General features: G+C 45.0%; 13 protein-coding genes, 1 tRNA gene, 1 other RNA gene and 1 pseudogene. 2 read left to right on the plus strand and 14 right to left on the minus strand.

From position 1 onward, the window contains the following. Positions 1-17: 17 nt before the first annotated feature. The 4 genes and pseudogenes from BU202_RS03085 to ssrA all read right to left on the minus strand — a co-directional run. Positions 18-4220: pseudogene (locus tag BU202_RS03085) on the minus strand (pullulanase); the annotation flags it as partial. A 169-nt stretch (positions 4221-4389) separates the two neighbouring features. Beyond that, positions 4390-5403, minus strand: coding sequence for an adenosine deaminase (gene add, locus BU202_RS03090; RefSeq protein ID WP_075104340.1), 1014 nt, complete (start codon positions 5401-5403; stop codon positions 4390-4392). Between the two features lie 149 nt (positions 5404-5552). Next, positions 5553-5640, minus strand: a tRNA-Ser gene (locus tag BU202_RS03095). Positions 5641-5647: 7 nt separating this feature from the next. Further along, positions 5648-5995: a transfer-messenger RNA gene (gene ssrA, locus BU202_RS03100) on the minus strand. A 102-nt stretch (positions 5996-6097) separates the two neighbouring features. Between ssrA and BU202_RS03105 the strand changes: the two genes are divergently transcribed. Next, the gene (locus tag BU202_RS03105) at positions 6098-6691 is read left to right on the plus strand and encodes a TVP38/TMEM64 family protein (protein ID WP_075104341.1); all 594 of its coding nucleotides are present in this window, start codon (positions 6098-6100) and stop codon (positions 6689-6691) included. 40 nt (positions 6692-6731) lie between these two features. On the opposite strand, the gene BU202_RS03110 is transcribed toward BU202_RS03105, so the two are convergent. The 3 genes from BU202_RS03110 to dnaG form a co-directional block, all read right to left on the minus strand. Next, positions 6732-7055, minus strand: a complete 324-nt coding sequence (locus BU202_RS03110; RefSeq protein WP_075104342.1) for a metal-sulfur cluster assembly factor — start codon at positions 7053-7055, stop codon at positions 6732-6734. Between the two features lie 535 nt (positions 7056-7590). Beyond that, positions 7591-8709, minus strand: coding sequence for an RNA polymerase sigma factor RpoD (gene rpoD, locus BU202_RS03115; protein ID WP_075104343.1), 1119 nt, complete (start codon positions 8707-8709; stop codon positions 7591-7593). A 2-nt stretch (positions 8710-8711) separates the two neighbouring features. After that, the gene (dnaG, locus tag BU202_RS03120; RefSeq protein WP_075104344.1) at positions 8712-10502 is read right to left on the minus strand and encodes a DNA primase; all 1791 of its coding nucleotides are present in this window, start codon (positions 10500-10502) and stop codon (positions 8712-8714) included. Between the two features lie 163 nt (positions 10503-10665). On the opposite strand from dnaG, the gene mscL reads away from it, so the two are divergent. Then, positions 10666-11055, plus strand: a complete 390-nt coding sequence (gene mscL, locus BU202_RS03125) for a large conductance mechanosensitive channel protein MscL (protein ID WP_075104345.1) — start codon at positions 10666-10668, stop codon at positions 11053-11055. A 32-nt stretch (positions 11056-11087) separates the two neighbouring features. Here the strand turns inward: mscL and galE are convergent, their stop codons facing one another. The 7 genes from galE to hemW form a co-directional block, all read right to left on the minus strand. Continuing rightward, positions 11088-12101 carry a UDP-glucose 4-epimerase GalE gene (gene galE / locus BU202_RS03130; protein WP_075104346.1) on the minus strand — a complete coding sequence of 338 codons (1014 nt, stop codon included), beginning with the start codon at positions 12099-12101 and terminating at the stop codon, positions 11088-11090. Between the two features lie 64 nt (positions 12102-12165). Continuing rightward, positions 12166-12342, minus strand: a complete 177-nt coding sequence (gene rpsU / locus BU202_RS03135) for a 30S ribosomal protein S21 (protein ID WP_000048054.1) — start codon at positions 12340-12342, stop codon at positions 12166-12168. Positions 12343-12514: 172 nt separating this feature from the next. Continuing rightward, on the minus strand, positions 12515-13144 hold the full coding sequence (locus tag BU202_RS03140; protein ID WP_075104347.1) for a TIGR01906 family membrane protein: 630 nt from the start codon (positions 13142-13144) through the stop codon (positions 12515-12517). Then, positions 13134-13907 (minus strand): TIGR01457 family HAD-type hydrolase, encoded by a 774-nt coding sequence (locus tag BU202_RS03145; protein WP_075104348.1) that lies wholly within the window; start codon positions 13905-13907, stop codon positions 13134-13136. The genes BU202_RS03140 and BU202_RS03145 overlap by 11 nt, the downstream gene beginning before the upstream one ends. Positions 13908-13916: 9 nt before the next feature. Beyond that, the gene (locus tag BU202_RS03150; RefSeq protein WP_075104349.1) at positions 13917-14537 is read right to left on the minus strand and encodes an NUDIX hydrolase N-terminal domain-containing protein; all 621 of its coding nucleotides are present in this window, start codon (positions 14535-14537) and stop codon (positions 13917-13919) included. Next, the gene (locus BU202_RS03155) at positions 14521-15264 is read right to left on the minus strand and encodes an acyl-ACP thioesterase domain-containing protein (protein ID WP_075104350.1); all 744 of its coding nucleotides are present in this window, start codon (positions 15262-15264) and stop codon (positions 14521-14523) included. Before BU202_RS03155 ends, BU202_RS03150 begins: the two co-directional genes overlap by 17 nt. Continuing rightward, entirely contained in the window at positions 15264-16403 is a 1140-nt protein-coding gene (gene hemW, locus BU202_RS03160) for a radical SAM family heme chaperone HemW (protein WP_075104351.1), read from the minus strand. The genes BU202_RS03155 and hemW overlap by 1 nt, the downstream gene beginning before the upstream one ends. Positions 16404-16524 lie beyond the last annotated feature (121 nt).

Below are 16524 nucleotides of genomic sequence, written 5' to 3' on the forward strand. Positions count from 1 at the left end.
TTAGAAGTAAGGGTGACAGGAACAACCAACTCGTCCCTACTATTATCAGGATAGGTCACAATAACTGAAATACCATATTCACCTGCCTTAGTGGGTAACTCTGTACCCGGGGCAAGCTGAACTGTTCCTTGACCCATCTCTGCTACTGCCCCTATAATGTCTTCTGCTGTTAACTCACCTTCTGGTTTCGTCACATGAGAAACCGTCGGGCTGGTCTTATCCGCATCAGACTTCGCAATAATCTTAACTGGGACTTCAAGCTCATCAGTACTATTATCTGGATAAGTCACCATGACTGGAACAGTATGTTCGCCCACTATGCTTGGCAACTGCGTGCCGTCTTTGAGAGTAACTGTACCGTTGCCCTTATCTTTGACTGCGCCTGTGACGTCAGCCACCGTCAACTCGCCCTCTTTTCTTTCTACTGTATCAGCAGTCGGAGTGGTCTTATCCGCATCTGTCTGTGGTGTTGGTTGCGGATTGTCTGGTGTGTCTGATGGAGCTGGAACTTCTTGGTAGACATAGGTCACAATCAAAGTAGTATTTCCTACCACCCGACCAGCCGTAGGTGCTGATGAGACTAAATGACTATGTTCATCTACCTCTCCAACCTTGTAAGTTCCTGCTGGAGCTAATTTGTAAGTTTTTCCATCGTAGCCCACAATCGTCTGTGTTTTGTGCTTAGATTCCTCCGCATTATAGGCAGTATCGACCGCTGCATTATAGTGAACAAGGGCATTGTCTTTCAATATGCGATCGTTGATGTCGCGATATTCAATAATCACCGAACCTTTGACCATCTTGTCTCCACTCGGTGGTGTCTGCGCATCTTCTTTTGCAATCCGTAAAACCGTTGCAGTCAGTGGCGCAAGGGTCAAGCTGTTTTCGGTGAGCTGGACCCCCTCTGGCGTTTTAATCGCTTCTGTACCTGCTTGTTTTCCATCTGCTAGTACGGCTGCATTCTTCAGAGATTGTTCAACTGTGAACTGGCGCTCCTTGGTATCGGCATTGACAAAGACCAGATAGACATCACCATTGCTTGCGACAGTCTGGTAGCCCAAAACAAGGTCTTCTTTTTCAACACCGTCTTTGCCTGCTGTCGTCAGCAAGGTCACGCGTTTGTCAACTTCTTCTTTAGAGGCTAATTTGAAAGCATCTGTGGATTTACGCAGAGCCACCAAGCCTGCCGTATAGGCACGGCTTTTTGTATGTTCAGGATAGGCTGCGCTGTCTGTCGCCTTGCTCCAGTCAAAATGATTGACCGCATCACTCGAATCATAGGAATCATGGATAAAATACGGATAGTCAAATGGACTACCATCTTCATTGGTCAACAGATGAGACTTGTTCGGCACCTTATCGTTTGAGACGGGCGTGCGATAGTCTGGGTGGCGGAATTGCTTGGTCCGACCGTATTCTTGACCCGAATGGATAAATGGTGTCCCTTGAGAAGTCAAAATCATGAGGTTCCCCAGACGGAGACGACGATGAATCTCCTTTTCATTTTCTGGCTTGCCAGGGTCTTTTTTAATCGACTGGGCGATGATGTCTGCTAATGGCAAATTATCATGAGCTGCGATGTACTGGACGACATCACCTGGATCATCTGCTACAAAGTTTGTTGGCTGCGCCTTGATATTGCGGAAAACTTTTTCAATATCCTGTTTTCCATTGGTGATAAAGGCAGGTGTGCCTTCATTTGGATAGCCTGATTTCAGCGTATTGCGAATATCATCTGAAAATACCGCCGCAGAATCGGTGGAGGCCATCCAAGACTGATCCGCTGGCTGAACAGGTTTGTTTTCATCACCTGAGTAGGTCGCCCAACCTTCTCCTAGCATCACGAGATTGGGATTGAGCTTTCTTGCTTCATCGTAAGCCTTTTGAATGGTTTCGGCATCATGGTCCCCCATCAAGTCAAAGCGGAAGCCATCCACCTTGTATTCGTCAGTCAAATACTTGATAGAGTCCACCAAAACCCGACGGCTCATATGGTGCGTTGTTCCCAAACGACCGCCACCGTAGCTGGTTCGCGGAGTACCATCTGCGTCCATAAAATGATAATAATTGGGCTCTAAATCTTCGAAAAGATCCGTTTTCGCTGTGTGGTTATAGACGACATCCAAGATGACCCCCATACCACGCTTGTGAATTTCATTGACCAGCTCCTTAAATTCTGCGATGCGCGCACTCGGATTGGTCGGATCGCTCGAATACATACCTGTTAGGGAGAAATAATTCTGCGGGTCATAGCCCCAGTTATAGTTGCTGTTGCTAGAAGCGTACTCGTCCATCCGCTCTGCATTTTTGAGTTCATTGACATAGTAATAACTAAGGACAGGCAGCAACTGAATATGGGTCACACCCAACTCTTTTAGATAATCCAGTTTCTCCACAAAAGCTGAGAAGGTTCCAAACTGTGCCTTCAAGTCATTTGCAATCGCCTGATCAGACGTAAAATCACGGACATGGGCTTCGTAAATCACCGCATCTTTCCGATCTTTAAAGCCTGGAATCCTAGCATAAGTCAAGTCTTTTGGTCCGACTTCTGCCGGGTCTACAAAGGCTGCTTTAGCTACTTTATAAGAGGGGTCTGTCTCTGCCAAATCGCTGTTCCAGGCAGCTAAAGACTTGGCATACGGATCCAAGGTTAAGACAGATTGATCACCCCGCTTGATTTCGTAGTGGTAATAGTAGCCACGGTAGTCCCTAATCCCCAAGTCACTATCTGCTGTCAAGTCTGCATGCCAGGTTCCTTTTTCCCCTTTGGTCATGGCAACTCTGCCAATCACCTTCTCTTGATTTTCTTTATCATAGACCACTAGTGACACCTGATCTGCACTTGGTGACCATAGGGTCACGGCAACTTTTTGACCATTTTCTGTCACACAGGCCCCCAGCTCACCATCATATTGATACAGGCTATCTTTCAACTGCCAATTCATACCTGTCTTAAATTGCTCACTTCCATAACTTACTGTATAAGGAGATTGCTCCCCACCAAACTCTCCTTGAATCATGACTTTTTTCGCAGCTTCATCCAAGACAATATCCTTGATTTCTACAGGTTGATTGTCCTTATTTTTCACCTGTATGTTCTTTAACAGCTCTTCTTTTGTAGCATTTTCCAAAGTGGTAAAGGTTGCTTCAATTTCAGTTGGACTAATCTGTTGTGCTCCTGTCAATCGAATGTTATTGACAAAATAAGGATTGGTATAAATCGTAGGATCGGCATCTCTCACGAAAAGCTGGCGATGTTTTTTCAGATCTGTAAAACGGTAATCATTTGGCTGGATCTTCACATCATCGCCTGACTTGCTCTCATCTAGTAACAAAAAGCCGATTGATTTAGCCACATCAGTCAATTTGACATCAACATAGGCTCCATACTTGCCCTGCTTATCAAAATCAACCCCATCAGGCCAATTCGTCGTAGGCTGTTCCACATCTCCCCACAACCACAAGGACTTGCGGTCATAGTTGTTGTCTGAACGCAGATAATTGATCCGCACCATGCCTTCAGCGATTGGCTCATAGGTATAGGAGTTATATTTTTCATCAAACCAGACCTCGTTCATCTTAGGACTAATCAACTCCACGCTCTTATCTTCTGTCAGATTACGACCTGCTATGTCATTGATTAAGAAGCTGATTTTTTCCCGTTTTGTTGCAGATAAGGGCACATCCAGATAATAGCCGTACTCATCTTGCTTCGCTTCTGAAAACTTAGTGGCTCCCACGGGCCAGGCACCATTCTGACTAGAGGGTTTCTCCACATCATCCCAAGTCCACAAGCCAATATTAGCAAGGTTATCCGAAGGCAGTTTTTTGAAGTGCAGACGGATAGAGCCTTCTTTGATTTCATCCACTTTCCCTACAGTTGCTGACCGAAATACAGAGGCTGTCGCTTCCGTATCAGCTTGTCCTGTCGCCTTGTCCGAATCGGCTGGCTCTGATGCACTAGCTTGACTGGTTTCCCCAAGACTCTTATCTGGTGTTTCCTGACTGTCTTCTGTCTGCTCCTTGTCTTTTATCCCATCTTCTTTTGGTGTTGCAGAATCCACCTGCACCTTTGCTATATCTGAACTTGCCTCTTCTGCTTGGACCATCATATTACCCACGACACAAAAACTCGCTGATAACAGGACCGAGGCAGTACCATATGTTAACGTACGCAAGCTAAAGTGCTGGCGCTCCTTGCCAACTGTTTCTTTTTTCATTCAGAATCCTCCTAGAAATGAATTAAACGCAAACGTTTGCTTTACTCATTCAGTATATCCCCTCCCCATCACGATGTAAAGGCTTTCACAGTAATTTGTAGATATTCTTTACATCTGATACAGAAAAACATCACGAGCTGGGCTTGTCGTGATGTTCTGCTGATTTTAGTTAGTTTTGATAGGCGTGTTCCAATTTTTTCAAGAGCTTCTCTTTTTCTGTTTCACTTGTGAAACTAGCTCGAATGGCGTTCTGGTTAAAGCGATAAAAGTCTGCCTTACTGGTTCCAAAATGCTGGACAAACAGGGCATATTCTTTGGTCAAATTGGTGTTTGATACCGTGCGATTATCCGTGTTAATCGTGATATTGGCACCCAAATCATAGAGAGCCTGATAAGGGAAGTCTGCCAAGGTTGGAGCTGCTCCCGTCTGCAAGTTGCTGGTCAGACACATCTCAATCGTTGTACCAGATTGGATAACTTCCTCCATCGTTTTACGGTCTTTCAATAGAGCCGTGCCATGACCAATCCGAGAAATACCGAGTTGGATGGCATGCGCGACATTGGCGACACAGCCACATTCTCCTGCGTGAAAGGTTAGGGGTAAGCCTAGGGCTTGCGTTTCTTTGATTGCCTCTTCCAATGCCTGCGTCGGAAAATCTGCTTCATTTCCTGCAAAGTCAAATCCTGCCAGACCCTTTTGGACTAGGCTTACAACTTCTGCAAAAATATCCTGAGTTTGTTCTGGTGGAGTTTGCTTCAAGCCGCAGACCAAGACTTTAGCGACAATTCCAAATTCGGCTTCTGCTTCCTTGATGCCTTCCAAAACGGCTTCAACAGTCTCTAAGGCAGTTAAGCCTTGGTCCATGGACAACTCCGGTGCAAAGCGAATTTCCATATAGAGGACATTTTCTTGTGCTGCTTGCGCTGCAACATCATAGGCAGCAAGTCGAAGAGCTTCCTTGGTCTGGAGCAAGGGGCGAATCACATCAAACACAGTCAGATAATCCAGCAAAGATTCCGTCTGCTCTGGTGCTGTCACTAGCGTCCGTAGTTCCTCATCATGAAGAGGCAAAGAAATCTGGGCCATCCCTGCCAACTGTCGAATAGTCCCCAGAGATAAGGAACCATCCAAATGGCAATGAAGCTCTGTTTTCGCTAATGTCTGGAGAATTTTTTCCTGCATTTGTCACCTCTTCGTTCGTTTATTGTTATCCATCATACCATATTTAGACTAAATTTCAATAAAAACGGAGAAAAAACAGAATATTTTCATAAAAAACAACTACAGCTGTAAAGAAAAACAAAAAGGCTCCACTAGGGAACCTTGTAAAACGGAAGACATGGGATTCGAACCCACGCACGCTGTTACACGCCTACCGCGTTTCCAACACGGCCTCTTAAGCCTCTTGAGTAATCTTCCATAATCTTCATGGAGCCGGTGGGAGTCGAACCCACGTCCAAACACCTGCTAACTTATTCGTCTACAACCATAGGTTATGTCTTGATTTAACTGGGAGACGGCACATAACTCAAGCCCCATCCAAGCGATTCAGTCCATCTCTTTTAGAACTTACTGACACAATTCTAACGTAGCTTGCTCATTTAAGACCAGACAGCAGACACAAGCAATCCGCTACTAGTCACGCAGGCAGGTTATTAAGCTGCTAATGCGTAAGAATTTGTATTTTTTGCAGTTATATTTAACTGGCGTTTTACATCCGCTAGATGAGTTGCAGAACAAGCCTCATAATGCCTGTCGAATCCGTAACGACCCCTTCATCAGAGTACCATATTAGTATACCAAATTAGAAAAAAAATAGCAACAGATTTTGGTTTTCTATTTTCAGAAATGCAACAATGTATGGTAAAATAGTAGCATGTATAAATTTTGGCAAAAAACTTTTCAGATTCTCAGTATTCTCACACTCATTGCTAGTGTCTTTCTCGTCATCTGGCTCTATAAAATTGGAATTTTAAACGATCAAAATATCCTAGCCGATACCATTAAGGGCCATGGAGCATTTGGAAGTCTCACCTATGTTTTCATTCAAATCATTCAAGTAGTCTTCCCGATTATCCCTGGTGGTGTAACGACCGTTGTCGGCTTTTTGGTCTTCGGACATTGGTGGGGCTTCGTTGTCAATTATGTTGGGATTTCTATCGGCAGCATCATCCTGTTTTGGCTGGCCCGAACATACGGCAAGGCCTTCTGTCTGCTCTTTATGACTGAAGAAACCTTTTACAAGTATGAAAGTAAGATTGACAATAAGAAAAGCTATGAAATCTTCTTCATCCTCTGCATGCTGTCTCCTGTGTCGCCTGCTGATATTGTCGTAATGATTACTGGTTTGACCAGCATGAGTTACCGCAAGTTCACCACCATTATTCTCCTATGTCGTCCCATTTCCATTGTGGCCTACAGCTTCTTTTGGATTTATGGGGGACAGTGGCTACAACATTTTATCAAATAAAAAGACTTCGTTAGAAACTATTCTGACGAAGTTTTGTTTTTTACTTAATTCCTAGAGCAATGCGCGCATAGCGACTCATTTTTTGGACTGTCCAAGCTGGTGACCAAACTAGACGGACGTCTACCTCTGTCACTTCTGGAACGGTACTAAGCACGTCATAAATCTGATCGGTAATCAAATCAGCCAGCGGGCAACCCATAGTGGTTAAGGTCATATCAATCTCTGTTTTGCCATCCATGAAGCGGATTTCGTAAATCAAGCCAAGATTGATAATGTCAATTCCTAATTCAGGATCAATGACTTCTTCTAAGGCATGAAAAATCCGTTCCTGAATTTCTTTTACTTGTTCTTCTGTATAAGCCATTGATAGTGTCTCCTACTCTTGTATTTTCTGTCAGATAACGCTGATACTGACTAGCACGCTATCGTGTTTCTAGGTGGGCGCTGATACTGACTAGCCAGGGCCTGCTCTTCTGTTTCTAGGCAGGCGTTAAAACGGTTCCCCAAAACTGCCCGCTTTCATGTTTTCAGGCGGGCGTTAAAAACCTCCACTGGAATGGACCCGCTTTCCAATTTCTGGGCGGGCGTTAAAACGGTTCCCCAAAACTGCCCGCTTTCCAGTTTTCGGGCAGGCGTTAGAAAAGTCCCCCGGACTGGACCGCTTTCGTATTTCTAGGTGGGCGCTGATACTGACTAGTCAGGGCCTGCTCTTCTGTTTCTAGGCAGGCGTTAAAACGGTTCCCCCGGACTAGCCCGCTTTCGTGTTTTCAAGCGGGCGCTGATACTGACTAGCCAGGGCCTGCTCTTCTGTTTCTAGGCAGGCGTTAAAACGGTTCCCCCGGACTGGACCGCTTTCGTGTTTTCAAGCGGGCGCTGATACTGCCTATCCGTAGGCAGTATCAGTCCTCAATAAAGTCGCGCAAGGGTTTGCTTCGGCTTGGGTGGCGGAGTTTGCGGAGGGCTTTGGCTTCGATTTGGCGGATGCGTTCGCGGGTAACGTTAAAGACTTTGCCGACATCTTCTAGGGTACGCATTTTTCCGTCATCAAGTCCGAAGCGGAGGCGAAGGACGTTTTCTTCGCGGTCTGTAAGAGTGTCTAAGACTTCATCCAATTGTTCTCGTAAGACAACGCGTGTGGTGTAGTCCACTGGATTTTCAATCACTTCGTCTTCGATAAAATCACCAAGGTGGCTATCATCTTCTTCCCCGATTGGTGTTTCAAGGGAGACAGGTTCTTGGGCAATCTTCAAGATTTCACGCACCTTGTCTGGTGTCATGTCCATGCGTTCTGCGATTTGTTCTGGTGTTGGATCTTGTCCCAATTCTTGGAGCAAATTACGCTGTTCACGGACTAATTTATTGATTGTTTCAACCATGTGAACTGGAATCCGAATGGTGCGAGCCTGATCCGCAATAGCACGGGTAATGGCTTGGCGAATCCACCATGTCGCATAAGTGGAGAACTTGAAACCTTTTGAATAGTCAAACTTGTCAACGGCTTTCATCAAGCCCATGTTTCCTTCTTGAATCAAGTCTAAGAACTGCATGCCACGGCCGACATAGCGTTTGGCAATGGAAACCACCAAACGGAGATTGGCTTCTGCAAGACGTTGCTTCGCCTCTGGGTCACCAGCTTCTACAGCAAGGGCCAATTCCTGCTCTTCTTCATTGGTTAAGAGGGGCACAACCCCAATTTCTTTCAAGTACATGCGCACAGGGTCATTGACTTTAGCAGAATTACTACCGAGTAACTCTTCATCTGTTAATTCAGGCTCTTCTTCTACTTGAAGGACGCGCGCGCTCGGATTTCCATCCTTGTCAACAATCGCAATCCCTGCATCCTGAATCCGTTGCAAGAGGTCATCAATCCCGTCTGCATCAAGAGTGAAAGGAATGACCAATTGATCATTGATTGCATCGTCTGTTGCAGTTCCCTCTTTTTTATGGTTACGAATAAAATCCGCAACTTGAACATCAAAAGTTGTTACTTCTTGTTTTTTATCTTTTTTCGCTGTCATAGTTACTCCATATTTCTTTTATGTGCAATGAGTTGTGCTAATTCATCTAGTGCTGCTTCGGTATTGCCAATGTGGACGTGTTCCCGAATGACACGTGATTTCTGCTGATTTTCTCGCTTCAGCTGTTCCTGTTGCCGCCGCCTTTCTAGCTCTTCTAGCTCGCTATCGCCTATCTCCTCTGGCAATTTTTCCTCCAAGACCTGATACCAAGCTCGCTGGACTTGCTCTGTCTGCTGGGCCAAATCATAGGCTGTCACCTCCCCGTGCTCTTTTAAGAGACCAAACAAGACTTGCAATTCTGGTGTAAAGAAGAAAAAGTCCTCTTTCAATCGATAGTCATTCAAGATATAAGGGTGGGTCATCATGCGGTTGAGCAAATGATTTTCCGTGCGAACCAGTCGTGATAAGCGCATTTTTTGAGGTAATTCGGTGATTGGCTGTCTCTGTATATCGCCTCGACCTTGCGCTGTCTGACTGCGTTCTGCCCGCTCGTGTAAACGCAAATGATTGACCGCTGTTTCTACCTGACCATAGTCAAAATCGGGCAAGACATCCGCTACCTTATATATATACGAATTTTGCGCGGTAATTGACTTATTTTTTGCAATAATCGGTGCAATTTTTTCAACAAACTCAATCTGCATCTGTAAATTATCGGGATTTGCAGGCTTGAGATACTGAATCAAAAACTCCACGTCGCTAATCCGACTAGTCGTCAAGACCTGATAGAGCATTTCCTTTGAATGCTTGGCTAAAAATTCATCCGGGTCCAAATTGTCTGGCAGGCTAACAATCTCAACTTGAAAGTCCTGCAATTCGTCAAGTGCTTTTGCTGTCGCTGCCTGTCCCGCCGCATCTCCGTCATAGGTCACAATCACCTTTTTACAGAATTTAGCTAAATGCTGGACATGTTCTCTGGTCAAGGCTGTTCCCATTGAGGCAACGGCATTGTCAAGTCCAGCCCGATGAGCTGCAATAACATCCATAAACCCCTCCATGAGATAGACCTCATGGCTTTTTTTAATCACAGCCTTCGCCTGATCCAGATGATAGAGTTCATAGCTCTTATTAAAAATCGCAGTGCTTCTACTATTTTTGTACTTGGCCAGCTGTTTATTCTCCAAATCTCGTGGCTGCCAAATACGCCCTGAAAACGCCAAGATACGCCCATACTCATCGGTCAGAGGAAACATAATCCTCCCCTGAAAGGCATCGTAGATAAGGTTGTTATCAGCAGGATTAAACAAGCCTGATTCGAGCAAGGCCTGCTCCTCAAACTTAGCAGACAAATGCCTATAGAGGTAATTCTGCTCCTGCGGTGCCAGACCAATCTGAAAATGCTTGATGACCTCATCGGTCAAGCCACGGTGATGCAGATAAGCTCGCGCTTCTTCGCCCATTTTTGTCGTCATCAGAAGGGCATGGTAAAACTTCCCAGCTTCCGTATGAATATCAAAGAGCACTTGATGCGGATGCACACGGCGTTCCTGAACGGCTACTCTCTGCTGCTCTAGCTGAATCCCAGCCTTTTCAGCCACTACCTGAACGCTGTCTGTAAAGGAGATGCCACGGTATTCCTCGATAAATTTAAACACATCGCCTGACTTGCCACAACCAAAACAATGGAAGAATTGCTTATCTTCGACCACGTTAAAGGAAGGCGTCTTTTCACCATGGAAAGGACACAGCCCTAAAAAATTGCGCCCTGCCTTGGTCAGAGAGATGGTTTCACCAATCACATCAACAATATTGACTGCTTGTTTAATCTCATTGATCTTCTCTTTTGAAATCACGCGGTCACCTCCTTCCAGTGCAGGGTATCAGCTATTATAACATGTTCTATTTTATACTAAAAATGTAAAAATGTAAAATTTCCAAGCTAGAATACTTGTAAAAAAAATCATTTCGGCATATAATAAAAACTGTTAATTTTTTATGAAAGGACATATTTGGGATATGTTAAAAGATTTAAAAGCGTTTTTACTTCGTGGTAATGTTGTTGACTTGGCAATCGGTGTGATTATCGCTGGTGCCTTTGGTGCTATCGTCCAATCACTTGTTCAAGATGTGATTACCCCTCTTTTCTTGACACCTGCTTTGAAAGCTGCTGGTGCAGATAAGATTGCTGAACTTAGCTGGAATGGGATTGCTTACGGTAACTTCTTGAGCGCTGTTATCAACTTTGTCATTGTGGGTACTGTTCTCTTCTTCATCGTAAAAGGTATGGAAAAAGCACAAAGCCTTGCTAAAAAACAAGAAGCCGCTGAAGAAGCTGCTGCTGAAGTTGCTGGACCAACTCAAGAAGAATTGCTCGCTGAAATCCGCGATTTGTTGAAAAACAAATAATACTAAAAAAGACAGGTGGCCTGTCTTTTTTGTTATTTCTCATACCCGTTCGGGTTCTTGGATTGCCAATTCCATGTGTCACGGCACATGTCTTCAATGGTCTTTTCAGTCTTCCAGTTGAGTTCAGCTAAAGCCTTGTCGCTATTTGCAAAGCAGGTAGCTATGTCGCCAGGACGGCGGTCCACAATCTTGTATGGGACAGGAACGCCATTTACTTTTTCAAAAGCCTGTACCAGCTCCAGCACACTCGTTCCCTGACCTGATCCAAGGTTATAAGTATAGACACCTGTTGTATCTGCAATCTTCTCCAAGGCCTTGATATGACCGAGTGCCAAATCAACAACATGGATATAGTCACGGACACCTGTTCCGTCTACTGTGTCATAATCATCACCAAATACGCTCAATTCAGGACGTTTCCCAACAGCTACCTGAGCAATAAAGGGCATGAGATTATTGGGAATCCCTGCAGGATCTTCCCCAATCAAGCCTGATTCGTGCGCTCCGATTGGATTGAAATAGCGAAGCAGGGCAATGCTCCATTCAGAGTCCGCTACTTCCACATCACGCAGGATTTGCTCCAGCATCACCTTGGTATAGCCATACGGGTTGGTCGCACTCGTTGGCATCGTTTCAACCAGCGGAGATGGATTGTGAAGGCCATATACAGTCGCACTAGAGCTAAAGACCACTTTTTTCACGCCAAACTCAGCCATGACTTCCACCAAGGCTAGGGTGCTCATAATGTTGTTTTCATAATACATGACAGGCTTTGCCACCGACTCACCAACTGCCTTGTAGCCTGCAAAGTGAATGGCGGAGTCAATCTCTTCTTTTTCAAATACAGTACGAAGAGCATCCTTATCTGCCACATCCAACTCATAGAAGGTAGGCCGCTTGCCAGTTATTTCTTCGATGCGATCTAAGACGAGTAAACTTGAATTGGACAAATTATCAACAATGACCACTTCTTTTCCTAATTTCAACAATTCAACCACGGTATGGCTACCGATGTAGCCTGCACCACCTGTTACTAAAATACTCATGAAAAACTCCTTTATATAAGTATAGATAGGACAAAAAAACAGCTTAACAGCTGTTTTTTACATGTTAGAATTTTTTACGCTTACGAGCTGCTTCTGATTTGCGTTTACGTTTTACAGATGGTTTTTCGTAGAATTCGCGTTTGCGTGTTTCTTGAAGAGTACCAGCTTTGGTAACCGCACGTTTGAAACGACGAAGAGCATCATCAAGTGATTCGTTCTTGCGTACAACTGTTTTTGACATTATTTTCACTCCCCTCAATTTCAAAGTCTATACCATTATACTTCTATCCACTCGTTTTGTCAAGATATTTCCTGAAATTGTTTGTGTCTATTTTTTTGAGAATCATCAAAATTCCCTGAAAAGTGTGAAAAAAGGACTGAACAATCTACTTACCCTGAAATTTTCTCGGGATTTACCTCGCCTTTCTTTTGGACTGACACCAAAATACCATTCCGAGACACAGGCCTTCATATAAGACGAAAAAGAGCAGGAAAGAGTGTAGGAAAAATTCAGCTGGTAAGATGTAGATTACAGGATCAGTATTGGGGTTAAAGAGCCAGCTACTATCCCCTACAAAGAGAATCTGATGAAAGAGGGTAAAAAAACTGTCAAACCCAATGATGACACCAAAGATACCAATCAGAACTGGCAAGACTGCGGCCGTCACAAAAACAGGACGATACAAGTTCCCGTATCCTTTTTTCACAACATGTTTCCAAAAAGATAGAAAGCCCGGCAGACTTACCAACACAACAGCTTGAGCAAGGTGAAAGAGCCACTTGACTTGCTGAAAATGGTGTAGACCGTCTGCTGATGAGGGAAAATTGGGCATAGAGAGGGTCTGCTCCCACGGTAGGGTCAGATAGCGCAGGAGGATATTGAAATTATAGCTGATATCTGCACTCTTCATGTAAACGACTTGTTCCAATCTCAACCACTTGATTTCTAGAGGATAGAAAAGCCACGCGCCATAAATCGTTGCCACAATGGCCACCGATAAGAGAAAGAGGAGGCTCATAACTACTGAGAATTTAGTTTTCATCGAAGCTCCATTCATCTAGGCTATTCAGCACATGGGTCGGTGCTACTGGGAGTGTCGCTATCTCTTCAGGCTTGGTGAAGCCTGTTAAGACAAGAAGCGTTGGAAAATCATTGTCAATTCCTGCCCGAATGTCCGTCAAATAATTATCCCCAACCATGAGGGTCTCGCTCCGCTCCGTTCCCAAAATGGACAGAGCATTGTCCATGATAATGGCTTGAGGTTTGCCGATAAAGGTTGCCTTAACCCGCGTCGCTGCTTCTAGCAAGGCAATCAAGGAGCCTGCTCCTGGCAGGAGTCCTCGTTCAGTTGGGATATTTAGGTCTGGATTGGTCCCGATAAAGACCGCTCCTTTTTGAATCGCCAGGGTCGCAATGGTCAATTTTTCATAAGTTAAATCGGTGTCAAGTCCGACCACGACATAGGCAGGATTGTCCGTTTCCTCTACATAACCTGCTTCAAGAATCGCTGATTTCAGCCCCTCTTCTCCAATCACATAAGCTGTCTTTGCCTTGCCCAGCTGATTCATATAATCAACGGTCGCAAGACTGGCAGTATAAATGGTCTCAAGCGGGGTGTCGATGTTAAACTGCTCCTGCAACATGGTCTGAACGGATTCTGGTCTGCGGGTAGTATTATTCGTCACAAAGAGATAGGGGAGCTTACGCTCCTGCAAGGCATGAACAAAGCGTTCCCCTGCTGGAATGCGGTTCTTTCCCTTGTAAATGGTCCCATCCAAATCAATTAAATATCCTTTATAACTCATCTCATCTCCTCATTCAAATCGTGCTTCCCAGTGCTCTGCCTGATGCGCTTCAAAGCAGAGGGCTATCTGTTCTGCTGTATTTTTCCCAACGGACAGGGCAGGCAAGTCCTCCAAGGCGAAATAGGCGCTCGCAACCGTCTCTGAATTGGCTTGAAATGCCCCACCGAGCGCTCGGCATAGGTAAAAGACCTTGGTCACATGGTGGGCTGACCTGCTAGGATTGCTCTTTGCCTTGTCCAAAATGGCAACCAGGCGCAACACTTCGACTTCAAGTCCCGCCTCTTCTCGCACTTCCTTGATGACATTTTCCATGGTCGAGCAATCGACATCACACCAGCCACCCGGCAAGGACCACAAGCCGTCATTTTCCTGAACCAAGAGAATTTTTTTGTCTTGGATAATGGCTGCGCGGGTATCAAGTTTGGGTGTTTGATAGCCTGTTTCGTTACAAAACAATTCTTCTACTTGCTCTAGCGGTAAGCCCGACGGCTCCACCAGCATTTTCGCTGCTATCTGGCGAATTTCTTCAAATCGTTCTATATCATAGACATCCTTACCATAGGCAAGACCCGTCTGCGCCAAGGCCTGCAGACGAACAGCCCACTTGAGCCAATTATTGTTTGCTGTCATCTCGGCTTCCCCATTTGATCATTCCTTGGGCATTGAGCTGGCCGTTAGACCAGATTTCATGCTGACTGACACCATTTTCCACTACGACCTTGGTCGTTACAAGCGCTTCTGGTGCCACCTCCTTGATATACTTGAGTTGGAAATAAGTTGGTCGGTGAGTGATGAGAAATTCATACTCCAAACTCTCGTACATCCATTCCAGATACTTGCTATTATTGACATGTCCATTGAGGTCAATGTCGAAATACCGCACCTCTCGCTCCTGCTCGAGGGCTTCTTCTAAGGTGTCATATTTGGGAGCCCGCGCTACTTTTTTGACCCTTTCAGATTGGTAGGGCGCAATCAATTCCTCTGGAACTGGGCTGACCTTTCTGGTCTCAAAATCAATCAGGACAAAGTAGGCTAAAATCTTGATGAGCAACTCCCCTGCTTCATCATAAATATGAAAGGTCCGATAGCAGAAAAACTTATTGTAAGAAATCGCTTCTGTCTCAATCGTGACCGTTTCCTGATAGCGCGGCAAACGAGTAATGTCCACCTCATAATCTGTCACCACCCAGACAAGGCCATACTGCTCAAAGATTTCCTTATCCCCGCGCCCTAGAAGATCCGATTGGCGACCAGATAAGGCTAAGCAATACGCTAAAAAGCCTGGAATTTTTAATTCTTGCTTGACATCTACCATATCAAAGGGTAGCGTGAGTGTTTCCTGATAACGTAGTCCCATTATTCCTCTCCTATGATAAATCGTTCTGCAACTGTGTCTCCGAGAAAGAGCCCTTTTTTGGTCATTCGGATAAAGCCATTTTCTTCCTGAAGGAGACCCTCATTCTTCAACTCTGCCACCACATGACCATAGCGTTCTTTAAAGGATGTTGCAAATTTTTCCTCAAAACGAGCAATCGAAACGCCTGTTTTCTTCCGCAATCCTAAAAACATTTCTTCTTCCATTTGCTCTGCCTGCGATAGTTGCTCTTCGTGGAGCCTCGCATGACCCTTTTCCCGGATGGACTTCAGATAATGCTGGATAGGTCCTCGATTGCGGTAGCGCATGCCAGACAGATAACCAGAAGCCCCCGCTCCCAGGCCAAAGTATTCTGCATTGTCCCAATACATGAGATTGTGTCTGCTTTCAAAACCTGGCTTGGTAAAGTTGGAAATCTCGTAGTGTTCAAAGCCATTTTTTTCCAATTCCTGTAAGATGTATTCAAACATGTCAGACTCGACATCTTCATTTGGCAGGTGTAGATTGCCCCTGCGCTGGCGATTCATAAAGACCGTATGATTTTCCAAAATCAAACTATAGAGGCTCATGTGGGGAATATCGAGCGAAAGAGCCCGCGCTACATTATCTTTGACCTGCTCCATGGTCTGCCCAGGCAGGGCATAGATTAAGTCAATCGAGATATTGTGGAAACCCGCAACTTTTAAGGCACTAATCGTTTCATAAATCTGAGCTTGATTGTGGGAACGCCCGATTTTCTTGAGCATGCGGTCATCAAAGGTCTGTACACCAAGCGAGACCCGATTGCACTTGGATTTTCGTAAAACAGCAATCTTATCTGCTGTCAAATCCCCAGGATTGGCCTCAATGGTAAATTCTTCTACTTGAGACAAGTCGAGCAAGTTCTCCAAATTGGTCAGCAAGTAGTCCAACTGCTCCGCCGACAAGGCAGAAGGTGTCCCACCGCCAATATAGAGCGTTTTTAAAGGAGGCAAGTCATAGAACCGCACCTCCTCCATCAGAGCTGCTAAATACTCGTCCACAGGCTGGTTTTGAATAAATACCTTTGAAAAATCACAATAGTAGCAAATCTGCGTACAAAAGGGAATGTGAATATAGGCTGAAGTCGGTCTTTTTGTCATGAAGTTATTATACCACACTCCCACCTTTTCGTCAGAAAGAGGGCATGAAAAAGGGAGTGAGACAGAAAGCAACTTCTGTTCTTCTCCTCCTCTTATAACATAGCACTCACTTATTGCGCTT

Source organism: Streptococcus cuniculi, from assembly GCF_001921845.1.
In the GTDB taxonomy this organism is placed as follows: domain Bacteria; phylum Bacillota; class Bacilli; order Lactobacillales; family Streptococcaceae; genus Streptococcus; species Streptococcus cuniculi.

Coding starts and splice junctions, on each gene's coding strand:
- add (WP_075104340.1), bottom strand. CDS start 5,403: ATGCAGGAAAAAATTCTCCAGACATTAGCGAAAACAGAGCTTCATTGC.
- BU202_RS03105 (WP_075104341.1), top strand. CDS start 6,098: ATGTATAAATTTTGGCAAAAAACTTTTCAGATTCTCAGTATTCTCACA.
- BU202_RS03110 (WP_075104342.1), bottom strand. CDS start 7,055: ATGGCTTATACAGAAGAACAAGTAAAAGAAATTCAGGAACGGATTTTT.
- rpoD (WP_075104343.1), bottom strand. CDS start 8,709: ATGACAGCGAAAAAAGATAAAAAACAAGAAGTAACAACTTTTGATGTT.
- mscL (WP_075104345.1), top strand. CDS start 10,666: ATGTTAAAAGATTTAAAAGCGTTTTTACTTCGTGGTAATGTTGTTGAC.
- galE (WP_075104346.1), bottom strand. CDS start 12,101: ATGAGTATTTTAGTAACAGGTGGTGCAGGCTACATCGGTAGCCATACC.
- rpsU (WP_000048054.1), bottom strand. CDS start 12,342: ATGTCAAAAACAGTTGTACGCAAGAACGAATCACTTGATGATGCTCTT.
- BU202_RS03140 (WP_075104347.1), bottom strand. CDS start 13,144: ATGAAAACTAAATTCTCAGTAGTTATGAGCCTCCTCTTTCTCTTATCG.
- BU202_RS03145 (WP_075104348.1), bottom strand. CDS start 13,907: ATGAGTTATAAAGGATATTTAATTGATTTGGATGGGACCATTTACAAG.
- BU202_RS03150 (WP_075104349.1), bottom strand. CDS start 14,537: ATGACAGCAAACAATAATTGGCTCAAGTGGGCTGTTCGTCTGCAGGCC.
- BU202_RS03155 (WP_075104350.1), bottom strand. CDS start 15,264: ATGGGACTACGTTATCAGGAAACACTCACGCTACCCTTTGATATGGTA.
- hemW (WP_075104351.1), bottom strand. CDS start 16,403: ATGACAAAAAGACCGACTTCAGCCTATATTCACATTCCCTTTTGTACG.